Origin of the sequence: Pseudomonas sp. D(2018) (assembly GCF_005502555.1) — a bacterium.
Taxonomy (GTDB): domain Bacteria; phylum Pseudomonadota; class Gammaproteobacteria; order Pseudomonadales; family Pseudomonadaceae; genus Metapseudomonas; species Metapseudomonas resinovorans.
The window spans coordinates 166,181-180,702 of the sequence record NZ_SCOK01000001.1 but is presented as its reverse complement, the minus strand read 5'-3'; the positions used below and the strand labels follow the sequence as shown (position 1 = coordinate 180,702).

Genomic DNA, 14,522 nt, shown 5'->3' with positions numbered 1-14,522 from the left:
TTGACTAGTGTCGGCGCTGCCCGTTTGGCAGCACGCGGTGCGGGAGGAAGGAGTCATGGCTGGATCAATCGGGGTCGTTCGGCAGGTCGTAGGTGAAGTCTTCGCCGTGGCAGCGGATGGTTCGCGTCGCTTGCTCACCGAAGGCGATCGGGTATTCGCTGGCGAGCAACTGGTCACCGGCGCCCAGGGCGCGGTGGCAGTGGCCCTGGCCAACGGCCAGGAATTGGTGCTCGGCCGCGAGAGCAGCATGGCGCTGAACAACAGCTTGCTGGCCGGCACCCCAGATGCCACCCAATCTGCCGCCGCTGATTCCGCCGCCACACCCAGCGAGCAGGACCTCACCGACGTCGAGAAGCTGCAGGCCGCCATCGAGGCGGGCGTAGACCCGACCCAGGCAGCCGAAGCAACTGCGGCAGGGCCGGGCTCGGGTGGCGGTGGTTCCGGTAACGCCGGTGGCGGTCACTCCTTTGTGCTGCTGGGAGAGACCGCAGGCAGGGTCGATCCCAATATCGGCTTCCCTACTGGCCCGATCGGCTCCGTTCCCGAGTTTCCCAATCCCGATGTCGCCATCGCGGCAGAGGAACTGGAGGTCGTCGTCCCTCCGGTCAATGGTGTGCCGGTCGCCGAAGATGATGCCCAGACGGTCGGAGAGGGCGGCGAAGGCGTGCAGGGCAATGTGCTGGATAACGACGACGGCGGCCCCGATCTGCCGACGCAGTTCCTTTCCTGGCAAGCCCCCGGTGCATCCAGCGGTCCGAACGGCAGCCTGCTGGTGAGCACCCCGTATGGTGTGGTGACCCTGAACCCCGACGGCAGCTACAACTTCGAACTGGCCAACGGTACGCCGGCAGTCGAAGGACTGGGCGAAGGGGAAACCGTCAATATCGACTTCGGCTACAGCATCCAGGACGGCAATGGCGACCAGAGCTCCGCAAATCTGACCATTACCATCGTCGGCCAAAATGACGTTCCAACCGTGGAAGTCAATTTCCCCAATGCCGAGGGCGGTGTCGTCCGGGTGTTCGAGCGTGGCCTGCCTGGCGGCTCCAGCGAAGGCGATGGCAGCAATGTGGTGCATGGCACCTTCACGATTCGGGACCCTGACGGCCTGGATAAGTTGAAGAGCCTGGGCGTTGGTGGCCTGGACCTGCAGATCGACCCGGATCACCCGCTTGCCAGCTTGATCGGCGGGGGGTTCGAAGCGGCTTTTGGCACGGTTCGGATCACAGGATTCGACGCTTCCACCGGCACCTTCAGCTTCAGTTACACGCTGACCAGGCCCATTTCCGACCTCGCCGCAGGCGACGAGCGAGATGGATTCCTCATCAGTTTGAGCGACGGCCTGGGTCTCCCGATTTCTACCAATGTCAGCATCGAGATCGTCGACGATGTGCCGCAGGCCAACCCGGACAGCGGCAGCCTGACCGAGAACGGCGTGCCGTCGAGCCTGTCCGGCAATGTGCTGGGCAACGACGTTGGCGGTGCCGACCAGCCCAAGGCCTTCACCAGCTGGAACGGTGTGGCAGGTGCCACCACGGGCGAGAATGGCAGCCTGCTGGTGAACACCCCGTATGGCGTGGTCACCCTGAATGCCGACGGTAGCTACAGCTTCGCGCTGGCCAACGGTTCGGCCGCGGTGGAAGCCCTGACCGAAGGCCAGCAGGTGACCCTGCAATACGCCTATTCGATGCAGGACGCCGACGGCGACCCGAGCAATTCGACGCTGACCCTCACCATCATCGGCAGCAACGACATCCCCACCATCGAGGTCAGCACCCCGGATGCCGAGAACGGGCTGGCCCAGGTCTTCGAGAAGGGCCTGGCGGATGGCAGCAGCGCGGGTGACGGCAGCACGGTCACCACTGGCAGCTTCAGCGTCGCGGACTCCGATGGCCTGGCCAACCTGAAGACCCTCAGCGTCGGCAGCCTGACGGTCGACCTGACCACCAGCGGCTTCGCCAGCCTGGTCGGGCAAAGCTTCGCGGCTGCCCATGGCACGGTGCTGATCACCGGCTACAGCAACGGCACCTACAGCTTCAGCTACACCCTGACCGAAGCCATCACCGACACCGCTGGTCCGGAGACGGACGGCTTCCTTATTAATGTGGGCGACGGGCTGGCCAATGCGTCGGCCACGGTGACCATCGAGATCGTCGACGATCTGCCACAGGCCAATCCCGACAGCGGCAGCCTGACCGAGAACGGCGTGCCGTCGAGCCTGTCCGGCAATGTGCTGGGCAACGATGTGGGCGGTGCCGACCAACCGAAAGCCTTCACCAGTTGGAACGGCGTGGCCGGTGCCACCACGGGTGAGAATGGCAGCCTGCTGGTGAACACCCCCTATGGCGTGGTCACCCTGAATGCCGACGGTAGCTACAGCTTCGCGCTGGCCAACGGTTCGGCCGCGGTGGAAGCCCTGACCGAAGGCCAGCAGGTCACCCTGCAATACGCCTATTCCATGCAGGACGCCGACGGCGATCCGAGCAATTCGACGCTGACCCTTACCATCACCGGCAGCAACGACATCCCCACCATCGAGGTCAGCACCCCGGATGCCGAGGGCGGGCTGGCCCAGGTCTTCGAGAAGGGCCTGGCGGATGGCAGTAGTGCGGGTGACGGCAGCACGGTCACCACCGGCAGCTTCACGGTCGCGGATTCGGACGGCCTGGCCAACCTGAAGACCCTCAGCGTCGGCAGCCTGACGGTCGACCTGACCACCAGCGGCTTCGCCAGCCTGGTCGGGCAAAGCTTCGCGGCGGCCCATGGCACCGTGCTGATCACCGGCTACAGCAATGGCACCTACAGCTTCAGCTACACCCTGACCGAAGCCACCACCGATGCCACTGGTCCGGAGACGGACGGCTTCCTTATTAATGTGGGCGACGGGCTGGCCAATGCGTCGGCCACGGTGACCATCGAGATCGTCGACGATGTGCCGCAGGCCAACCCGGACAGCGGCGGCCTGACCGAGAACGGCGTGCCGTCGAGCCTGTCCGGCAATGTGCTGGGCAACGATGTGGGCGGTGCCGACCAGCCCAAGGCCTTCACCAGCTGGAACGGTGTGGCCGGTGCCACCACGGGCGAAAATGGCAGCTTGCTGGTGAACACCCCCTATGGCGTGGTCACCCTGAATGCCGACGGTAGCTACAGCTTCGCGCTGGCCAACGGTTCGGCCGCGGTGGAAGCCCTGACCGAAGGCCAGCAGGTCACCCTGCAATACGCCTATTCCATGCAGGACGCCGACGGCGATCCGAGCAATTCAACGCTGACCCTTACCATCACCGGCAGCAACGACATCCCCACCATCGAGGTCAGCACCCCGGATGCCGAGAACGGGCTGGCCCAGGTCTTCGAGAAGGGCCTGGCGGATGGCAGCAGCGCGGGTGACGGCAGCACGGTCACCACTGGCAGCTTCAGCGTCGCGGACTCCGATGGCCTGGCCAACCTGAAGACCCTCAGCGTCGGCAGCCTGACGGTCGACCTGACCACCAGCGGCTTCGCCAGCCTGGTCGGGCAAAGCTTCGCGGCGGCCCATGGCACCGTGCTGATCACCGGCTACAGCAATGGCACCTACAGCTTCAGCTACACCCTGACCGAAGCCACCACCGACACCGCTGGTCCGGAGACGGACGGCTTCCTTATTAATGTGGGCGACGGGCTGGCCAATGCGTCGGCCACGGTGACCATCGAGATCGTCGACGATGTGCCGCAAGCGAAGGCCGACGATGCTTCGGTCAGTGAAGGCAGCAGCGTCAGCGGAAACGTGGTCAGTGGCGCTGGCTTGGGATCAGTAGCGGACGTGTTCGGTGCCGATGGCCGACCCTCACCGGCGACCGGTGTTGTGGGCGTGCGTACCGGTGGCGATGTTTCGACGCCGGCCGCTGGCGGCGTGGGGGTGCCAATCGATACCGGCCTGGGCACCCTGGTGCTGCATGCCGACGGCAGTTACACCTACACCAGCCACGCCAACGCCCTGGGGCAGGCGGGTGCAGTGGATACCTTCACCTACACCATCGTCGACGCCGATGGTGACCTGAGCACCACGACCCTGACCATCGACCTGTCGAACATCACCGTGGTTGGCGACGTGAAGGCCGGCTCGGACGACGACGTCCGCGAGGCAGCCCTGGGCTTCGGCAGCGAACCCACCAGCAATGACGAATTCGCCAGCGGCACCCTGGTAGCCAACGGAGGCAACGGCCCCTACAGCTTCAGTCTGGGCGTTGGCGCCGGCACCGGCCAGTACGGCCAGTTGGTAGTCAACAGCAATGGGTCTTACACCTACACGCTGATTTCTGCGCCCAAGGTCAATCCGGACAACAACGGCAACAACCTGCAGTTCACTGAAACCTTCACCTTCACGGTGACCGATGCCAACGGCAATACCGGCATCGGCACCCTGACCATCGACATCATCGACGATGTGCCGAGCATCAGCGTGAGGGGGCTGGAAGGGCTCGACCTGCAGGTCGACGAGACCACCCTGGGCGCCACCGACAGCACCAGCTTCGCCGGAGCCTTCTCGTCGGTGTTCGGCGCCGATGGCGCGGCCCTGAGCAATGCCATTACCTACAGCCTGGATGTGAAGTCGCCAGGGGTGGACAGCGGCCTGCGCGATACTGCGACCGGCAGCAGCATCCTGCTGTTCAAGGAAGGCGCGGATATCGTCGGCCGCGTGGTTGGAGGAGGGCAACTGGCCTTCCGCCTGAGTGTGGCCGCTGACGGCACGGTAACCCTGGAACAATCGCGCGCGATCTTCCACACCCCCAATGACGGGCCGGACCAGGCCGCAGGGCTGGCCGGTACCGATCTGATCACTCTGAACGCCACCATCACCGACGGCGATGGTGACCAGGACAGTGCCTCGCTCGACCTGGGCAACGCCATCAGCTTCAAGGATGACGCGCCCTGCATCGATCCGTCCGTGAAGGTCTATCTCGACGATGACGCCTTGCCCTATGGCAACCCCGGCGGCGAGGGCGACAGTGATCCCGACACCCGGAACACCAGCGGCACCATCGCCCATGATTTCGGTGCTGATGGCCCGGGTGAGATCGAGTTGCAGGATAGCGGCGCACCCCATGGTTTCACCTATGTGGAAACCCAAGGCGGCCTGCTGATCAAGCAGGGCGACGTGACCGTCATCACCATCACCCTGGACAAGTTCACCGGCGCCTACACCGTCACCCAGAACGCACCGATCCTGCATGCCAACGGTTACGACGAGAACGACCTGACCTTCGAGGTCGAGTACAAGATCGTCGACCGCGACGGCGACCGCGCCGATGGCTCGCTGTACATCAAGGTGGATGATGATACGCCTGTGGTGACCAGCCACCTGGCCCAGAGCGGCTCGCTGGAAGTGGACGAGAGCTACCTCGGGCAGTCCGCTTCCACCGATTTCTCAGGGCTTTTCAGTGGCGGTCATGGCGCCGATGGCGCGGGTTCCAGCCAGTACAGCCTGGGCATCAGCGGCGAAGGTGCCGACAGCGGCCTGGACGACTCCGAGACCGGCGTCGATATCCTGCTCTACACACTGGGCGACGGCGTCGTTGGCCGGGAAGGTGGTGAGGATGGCGAGATCGTTTTCAAGGTTTCGGTGGACGGTTATGGCAACGTCAGCCTGCAGCAACTACGCGCCATCCTGCACACCCCCGACAGTGGGCCGGATCAGGCCGCCGGCCTGGCGTCGGCCGATCTGGTCACCCTGACCCTGACCCTGACCGACCGCGATGGTGACAGCGCTTCGGCCTCGATTGGGCTGGGCAATGCCATCAGCTTCCGTGACGACGCGCCCAAGGTCAGCGCCAACGAGGCCGTGCAGCTGGACGACGATGCCCTGTACGGTGGCAACCCGAGCGGCACGGGCGACATCGACCCGAACACGGCGAACCTCACCGGTACCCTGGCTCACAGCTTTGGCGCTGATCGGCCGGGCTCCATCAGCCTGCTCACCAGCGGCGCACCGGACGGCTTCAACTATGTGAAAGACGGCGACAACTTGCTGATCAAGCAGGGTGGGGTGACCGTCATTACCGTGACCCTGGACTCGCTGAGCGGGGCCTATTCCGTTACCCAGAACGCCGCCATCCAGCATCCGGACGGTTACAACGAGAACGATGTCAGCTTCACCCTGACCTACAAGGTCACCGACCAGGACGGCGACTGGGCGCCGGGCAGCCTGACCATCAATGTCGATGACGACACCCCGACCGTCGGCAGCAATGCAGCGGTGCAGCTGGACGATGATGCGCTGTACGGCGGCAACCCGAGCGGCACGGGCGACGTCGACCCGAACACGGCGAACCTCACCGGCACCCTGGCTCACAGCGTTGGCGCTGATCGGCCGGGCTCCATCAGCCTGCTCACCAGCGGCGCACCGGACGGCTTCAGCTATGTGAAAGACGGCGACAACTTGCTGATCAAGCAGAGTGGGGTCACCGTCATTACGTTGACCCTGAATTGGGCCACCGGCGCCTACAGCGTGGTGCAGAACCTGCCCGTCAGCCACCCGGCCGGTGGGGATGAGAACGATCTGAGCTTCACCATCGGCTACAAGGTGACTGATGCAGATGGCGACTCGGCACAGGGCAGCCTGACCATCAACGTCGACGACGACATGCCTACCGTGACGACGACTGCGCCGGTGCAGCTCGATGATGATGCCCTGTACGGCGGAATTCCCTACGGCACGGGCGACGTCAGTCCGGACACCAGCAATCTGGGCGGAATTCTGGGTCACAGCTTTGGTGCCGACGGCCCCGGCGCGGTCAGCCTGCTCGCCACAGGTGCGCCGGATGGCTTCAGCTACGTGAAGGACGGCCATAACCTGCTGATCAAGCAAGGGGGGCAGACTGTCATCACCTTGACCCTGAACCCGGCCACCGGTGCCTACCAGGTGACCCAGAACAAGCCGATCCTGCATGAGGACGGCCAGCACGAGAACGATGTCAGCTTCACCATCAACTACCAGGTAAGCGACAAAGATGGCGACACCGCTGACGGCAGCCTGACCATCAATGTCGATGACGATACGCCCCAGGCAAAGAACGATTCGGCCTGCGTCAATGAAGCCCGGACCGAGGACTTCAATGTGGTCTTCGTGCTGGACTTCAGCGGCAGTATCGACAACGCCGAACTGGACCAGATGCTCACCGCGGTGCGTGCGGCCGGCCAGGCGCTGTTCAACGGTGCCAACGGTGATGTGAAGGTGCAAATCGTCGCGTTCTCCGGCACCGCCGGGTCCTATCCGGTGGCGACTGACTTCACTACCTTCTCCAACCAGATCAAGGCACTCAACCCGGCCGAGAGCGGCAGCCGGCCTTTCAATGGTCAGACCGACTTCACGGCCGCCATTGAAAAAACCATGACCGACTATCACCCGATTGCCGGCTACAACAACCAGGTGTTCTTCATCAGCGATGGCAACCCCAACGAGCAGACCGGTACGGGCGACAACTCCCTGGACGATGGAACCGCTGGCGACTGGAGCGACTTCATCGCCGAGCACGGCCTCCATGTCACCGCCATCGGTGTGGGTAACGGCATCAGTACTCCGCGCCTGCAGGATGTGGATCTCGACGGCTCGGGAATGCCCATCGCCGTAGGTAATTTCTCCGGCCTGATCAACACCCTGCTTGGGCAGGTCAGCAATGGCCTGGTCAGCGGCAACGTGCTGCGTGGCAACGATGGTGCGGTAGGGGGGGGCGATGACGATAACTTCGGCGCCGACGGGGCCGGCTACATCAAGTCCATCGTGATTGGTGGCAACACCCACAGCTGGAACGGCGACTCGGCCAGCGCGCAACTCAGCAACATCCTCACCACCGCAGGCGGCAAGCTGAGCTTCAACTTCGCCACCGGCGCGTGGAGCTATGTGGCACCCAGTGGCATCAGCGCCGACGTGCTGGAGCAATTCACCTACACCCTGGTGGATGCCGACAACGACCCCTCCAGCGCGGTGCTGAGCATTACCGTCAAGGCGCTGGACGATGCGCCCATGGCCAAGGACGACTTCCTGAGCACCAGCGAGGACCAGGCCCTCACCATCACCGCCCAGCAGCTGTTCGGCGCCGATGGAACCGGGCCGCTGAACGACAGTGATGGCGACTCCGCCAGCTTCACCAGCATCCGTATCACCCAGCTGGCCAGCAACGGCGTGCTCAAGCTGGATGGCACCAACGTGAACCCGAACCAGGTGATCTCCCTGGCCGACATCAACGCCGGCAAGCTGGAGTTCGTGCCCGACGCCAACGAGCACGGCGACCCCTACGCCACCTTCAAGTACCAGGTGAGCGACGGCACCAGCTACAGCAACGTGGCGACTGTAACCATCGAGGTCACGCCGGAGAACGATGCGCCGGTGGCGAAGGACGACAGCTTCAGCACCCACGAGGACTCGGCCGTCACCATCAGCTACAGCGGGTTGTTCGGTGCCGATGGCACAGGCGGCAACAACGACTACGACATCGATTCGGCGAGCTTCACCAAGATCAAGATCACCCAACTCCCGGTCGATGGACAACTGCAGCTCAACGGCGTACCCGTTGGACCTGGCGCCGAGGTGACGGTCGCCGATATCAGCGCCGGCAAGCTGAAGTTCGTGCCGGATGCCGATGAAAGCGGCAATCCCTACGCCACCTTCAAGTACCAGGTCAGCGATGGCGCGCTGTACAGCAACGAGGCCTCCGTCACCATCAAGGTGGACCCGGTCAACGACAAGCCACTGCTGGACCTGGACGACAACGACAGCAGCGGTGCCACGGGTGCCAACTACCAGTCCAGCTACACCGAAGGTGGACCGGCGGTTGCCATCGCCGACCTGGATACCCGTGTGACGGACGTAGACGACAGCAACATCGAGTCGGCCACCATCGTACTGACCAACGCCAAGGCGGGTGATGTGCTGTCTCTCGGCACCCTGTCGGGCGGTATCAGCGGTGTGGTGAACACCAGCGTGGCGGGCAAGATCACCGTCACCCTGACCGGCTCGGCCACCAAGGCGGCCTACGAGACGGCCATCGAGTCCATTCGCTACTCCAACAGCAGCAATACGCCGGATACCACGCCTCGCAACCTGACCGTGGTGGTCAACGACGGCAACCTCAACTCCAATGTCGCCGAGTCGCGCATCAGCGTGAGCGCCGTGGACAATGCGCCGGACGCCAGGAACGACCAGGCTTCGGTCACCGAAGGACAGGGCCAGGATTTCAACGTGGTGTTCGTTCTGGACTTCAGCGGCAGCATCAGCAACACCGAGCTGAACCAGATGCTCAGCGCCGTACGCGCGGCGGGGCAGGCGCTGTTCGATGGCACCACGGGTGACGTCAAGCTGCAGATCGTAGCCTTCTCCTCCACCGCGACCTCCTACCCGGTGGCGACTGACTTCAGCACGTTCTCCGCGCAGATCGCCGCCATCAACCCGGCCGAGGACGGCTCGCGACCGTTCAATGGCAATACCGACTTCACCGCTGGTATCGAGAAGACCATGGATGCCTACCAGCCGCTGTCGGGCTACAGCAACCAGGTGGTCTTCATCAGCGACGGCAACCCGAACGAACAGACCGGGAGCAACAACAATTCGCTGGCCGACGGCACGGCGACGGACTGGAACAACTTCGTCGACGGCTATCACCTGAACGTGACCACCGTCGGTATCGGCGACGGCATCAACTCCAACCGCTTGCAGGATGTCGACCTGGATGGTCAGGGCTCGCCGCTGACCGTGTCCGGCTTCGAGCAGTTGGTCGGTGCATTGCTCAGCCAGGTAGTCGGCGGCGACGTCTCGGGCAATGTGCTTCACGGCAACGACAACACACCGGGGACTGCCGACGACGACAGCTTCGGGCTGGATGGTGCCGGCTACATCAAGTCCATCGTCATCAATGGCGTCACTTACACCTGGAATGGCTCGGACAACATCGACGCCAGTGCGGGCCAGGACATTGCTGGCAGTGTCCTGAGCAATATCGGTACGACCGCCGGCGGCAAGCTGACCTTCAACTTCGCCAGTGGCGCCTGGAGTTATGTGGCGCCCCAGGGCATCACGGCCAATGTCACCGAACACTTCACCTACAGCCTGGTGGACGCCGACGGCACCTCGGATTCGGCGACCCTCAGCGTGACGGTGGTGGATGTGAACACGGCGCCCACCGGCGCCGACAAGAGCATCAGCGTGCTGGAGGACGGCAGCCGTGTGCTGACTGCGGCGGACTTCGGCTTCAGCGACTCTGACGGCGACAGCCTGCTGGCCGTGAAGATCACTACGTTGCCGGGTGCCGGCAATCTGGTGCTGGCTGGCGGTCCGGTGCTGGTTCCCGGCGCCAGTGTGAGCGTGGCGGATATCAACGATGGCAAGCTGAGCTTCGTGCCCACGGCGAATGGCTATGGCAACGGTTACGCCAGCTTCTCCTTCCAGGTGCAGGACAACGGCGGCACCGGCAACGGCGGGATAGACCTGGACCAGAGTGCCAACCTCATCACCTTCAATGCCACACCGGTGAACGATGCGCCGTTGCTGGGCAGTATGGGCGGCACCCTGATCTACACCGAGAATGCCAGCGCCAAGGTGATCGACAGCAGCGTGACCCTGAGCGATATCGATTCGCCCAACTTCGACGGCGGTAAACTGACCGTGGCCTTCAGCGCGAACGGCACTGCGACGGACCAGCTGTCGATACTGGCGGGCGGCAACATCACCCTGCAGAGCAATCAGAACGTGCGCTACAACGGCAACACCATCGGCACCTGGGGCGGCGGCAGTAACGGCAGTGGGTTGGTTATCAGCTTCAACAGCGCGGCGACTCTGGTTGCGGTGCAGGCGCTGATCCAGCGAATTGCCTATGCCAACAGCGACGATGCGCCGAGCGTGCTCGACCGCACCCTGAGCTTCACGCTGGACGACGGCGACGGCACCGCCAACGGTGGTCAGAACCTTGCCACGGCCTATGCACTGGTGCAGGTCAATGCGGTGAATGACATACCGGTGGCTCAGAGCGACCGGGTGGTCACCAACAGCTCCGGCTCGGTTGCCATTCCCGAATGGGCCATCGTATGGAACGACCGCGATCCCGAGGGCAGCCCCCTGGATGTCGCCTACGTCGGTGGCGGCAGTGGCGGTTCGCCCACCCACAACCCGGGCGCGGGCTACCTCGGTAACGTGACCTTCAGTGATGCCAGCGGCAGCTTCACCTACCGCACCGGGGACGAGAACGGCGCAAGCAGTGCCAACTCCACCATCACCGTGACCTCGGACACCAGTGGCGCACTGGGTAACAGTGGTACCAGCACTGACCAGATCGTTATCGATGCCGGTAATGACGGCAAAACCTTGCGAGGTGGCAGTGGCGAGGATGTGCTGATCGGTGGCGTCGGTGACGACACCCTCGAAGGCAATGGTGGCGATGATCTGCTGGTGGGCGGCGCGGACGACGATATCCTGCGCGGCGGTTCGGGTTCGGATACCGCCGCCTACCTCGATGCACCCGGCGGGGTGACGGTCAACCTGGCGCTGACCACTGATCAGGACACCGGGAACGCCGGACTGGATAGGCTGATCGACATCGAGAACCTGCTGGGTTCGCGCTTCGATGACGTGCTCACCGGCAACAGCGGCGACAACGTGCTCGCTGGCAATGGCGGCGACGACCTGCTCGATGGCGGCGCCGGGGCGGATACCTTCAAGTGGTTGCCTGGCGACAGTGGCGTCACCACCATCGCCGGCTTCAACCCGGGCGTGGACAAGCTGGACCTGTCGCAATTGCTCAGTGGCGAGCACAGCGATGTAGGCAGCCTGGACGATTACCTGACCATGGCCTTCGGTGCCAACACCACCATCACGGTGGACAGCAACGCGGCCGCGACGGGCGGGGAAGGACAGACCATCGTGCTGCAAGGGGTGAATCTGATGGCCGCATATAGCGCGCCGGATACCGCCTCGGTGATTTCGCACATGCTCGATGACGGTTCGTTGAAGGTGGATGTCTGATCGGCAGAAGGGGGCCGCTCTCAGGGCGGCCCCGATTCTCGATGGCAAAGGGAGGGAACCATGGTTTTCGTGCAACGCGACGAAAAAGGAAGAGTGCTGCGGGTGGAACACGAGCCCTTCGAGAGCATGACCCAGAGCATGCCGGCCAACGACCCGGAGGTGCAGAGCTGGTTCGCCAGCCGCAGCCTGCATGACCACCTGATGTCCTTGCAGCATTCCGACCTGGAATTGGTGCGGGTGATCGAGGACCTGGTGCAGGTACTGGTGAGTCGGGGCTTGATGAACTACACCGACCTGCCGGAACCTGCTCGTCACAAGCTCCAGCACCGTGCCTACGCCCGTGCGCAGGTGGAGGATCTGGGCGGATTGGTGCCCGACGAGACGCGCTTGCCGCAGTGAACGGGTTGCACCTGGACGCGTGCAAAGCCAACGCTCGCGCGTCTACGCCGGGTTCACCTCCGAACTTGTAGGAGCGAGCTTGCTCGCGAACAGTCCGAGCGCGATCGTTCGCAAGCAGCTCACCACCTACCGAAACGCCGACTTCACCCGGCTAGTCAGAGTCTTTCAATCATCACAGGCAGGGCCGGTTACTCATGCCAGGGCGCCGGTGCGCCGATCAGTCGGCCCATGGCCCCCTGGATTCCCAGTTCCTTGAGCACCTCCAGCTCGCCCTCGGTTTCCACCATCTCCGCGATCAGTGGCAGGTCGATGCTGTTGGTCGCACGGTACAGCGCTTCGATGAACAGGCGTTTGTCGCTTTCCTGGTCGATGGTGCGGATGTAGGTGCCGTCGATCTTCAGGTAGGCCAGCCCCAGGTGGGCCAGGTTGCCGATCAGGCTGAAGCGTCCGCCGAAGTGCTGCAGGCCCACGCTGTAGCCGGTTTCGCGAATTGCCTGGCAGATCTGCCCGAGCTCGTTCGCGGGCGGTAGATGGCGCTCATCCAGTTCCAGCGTGAGCAGCGCCGCTTGCTGTGGATGGCTCTTCAGCAACGCGAGCAGGCGTTCGCGGTTGTCGCCCTGCCGCAGGCTGGCGGCTGACAGACTGAGGGCGATAGGAGAAGGCGTCTGCTGCAGATGCGCCAGGCAGTGCTCCAGCATCGCCAGGTCGAAGCGCGCGGCCCAGCCCAGGCGTTCGATCCAGGGCAGGAAGCGTCCGGCGGGGACGGCTTCGCCCTGAGGGTCGAGCAAGCGCGCCAGCACTTTGTGGTGCAGGATTTGCGCGGTATTTGTGCAGAGGCCCACTGGCTGGAAGTAGAGGCGCAGCTTGCCCTTGTTGAGGGCGTCGTCGATCCAGACCCGCCAGTCGTGCAGGCTCTGGCCGGGTGCGGCGTCGTAGTCGTCCAGGCGGACCCAGGGTCGGTCCGTGCTTTGGGCCGCCTGGGCCAGCGCCTGATCGGCACGGCCCATGACCTTATGGATGTCTTCCCCCGGTCGGTAGGCGGCGATACCCAGCAGGGCTACCGGGCTGCGGTCACTGGCGCCAGTGGCATGCAGGTTCTCCAGGCGATCAGCGAGCTCTGCGGTCAGGTGCTCGATGTCTTCGCTGTTGAGACCGGGGGCGAGCAGCGAGAATTCACCGCCGCGGCTGCGTGAGGCGAGCCAGTCCGGGGTGCCGCGCTTCTGTTCAAGGTCCTGGAGGAGCTCGCCGATATCCCGAATCAAGGCGTCGGTGCGCTGACCGCCGAGGCGCTGGTTGAGCCCAGCCAGGTCGTTGACCCGCAGCAGCAGCAGGTAGCCGGCGGCGTTCTGGTCGTTGGGCACCAACTGGTTGGCCAGGCGAATGTCGAACTGACGACGGTTGGCCAGGCCCGTGAGGCTGTCTTGATAGGCTTCTTCGCGTAGGCGTTCGCTGCGTGCGGCTTCTTCGGCGAAGAGGTTGCGCAGCTTGTCCACCATCTGGTTCATGGCCAGTACCACGCGACGCAGCTCCGGCGTGCGCGGCACTTTCGGCAGGGCTAGAAATTCTCGGCGGCTGATGGCTTCGGCTTGCTGGACCATGTTGTCCAGCGGCCGCAGTTGGGTACGCAGCAACCACGCGCCGACCAGCGCGCTGAGCAGGCCACAGAGCAGCAGCCAGGCGAGACTGCCGACTGCGCTGTCCCAAAGCTTGGCCAGGGCGAACTGGGGATGGCTGAGCACCTCCACCCGCGCCGCCTGTTGCCAGCCGCGCATGATCAGCGCATCGCCTCCCTGGGGCCGCAGATCGACCAGGTTGGCGAACCAGCTGGGCACCTGTTCGCTGGTCGTGGTGGTGCGGCGCTCGGCAATGACGCCGCCATCGGGGATGCGCACCACTCGGATGCTGGCGAAGTAACCGCTGTCGAAGATGGAGCTGACCATCAGTTCGATCATTGCCGCGTCGTCGACATGGGGCGTCATCGACAGGCCAAGCGCCGTCGCCGCGTCCTGGGCATGGGAGCGCAACTGGCTGAGCAACTGCTCGCGGGAGCTTTCGACTCCGGCGAGGAAGCTGCCGGCGAAGGCCAGTGCGAGCAGCAGGCAGATGGCCAGGAACAGTTGCTTGAGTAACGACATGA

At 64.0% G+C, this 14,522-nt stretch carries 3 protein-coding genes; 2 read left to right on the top strand and 1 reads right to left on the bottom strand.

Annotated features, from left to right (window positions below):
- The first annotated feature begins 55 nt into the window (after nucleotides 1–55).
- Both FFS60_RS00700 and FFS60_RS00695 read left to right on the top strand, forming a co-directional pair.
- On the top strand, nucleotides 56–11,986 hold the full coding sequence (locus FFS60_RS00700) for a retention module-containing protein (protein ID WP_137820810.1): 11,931 nt from the start codon (nucleotides 56–58) through the stop codon (nucleotides 11,984–11,986).
- Between the two features lie 60 nt (nucleotides 11,987–12,046).
- On the top strand, nucleotides 12,047–12,385 hold the full coding sequence (locus tag FFS60_RS00695) for a hypothetical protein (protein ID WP_028629720.1): 339 nt from the start codon (nucleotides 12,047–12,049) through the stop codon (nucleotides 12,383–12,385).
- Between the two features lie 188 nt (nucleotides 12,386–12,573).
- Here FFS60_RS00695 and lapD read toward each other — a convergent pair whose 3' ends face one another.
- Nucleotides 12,574–14,520, bottom strand: coding sequence for a cyclic di-GMP receptor LapD (gene lapD / locus FFS60_RS00690; RefSeq protein WP_137820809.1), 1,947 nt, complete (start codon nucleotides 14,518–14,520; stop codon nucleotides 12,574–12,576).
- Nucleotides 14,521–14,522: the final 2 nt, after the last annotated feature.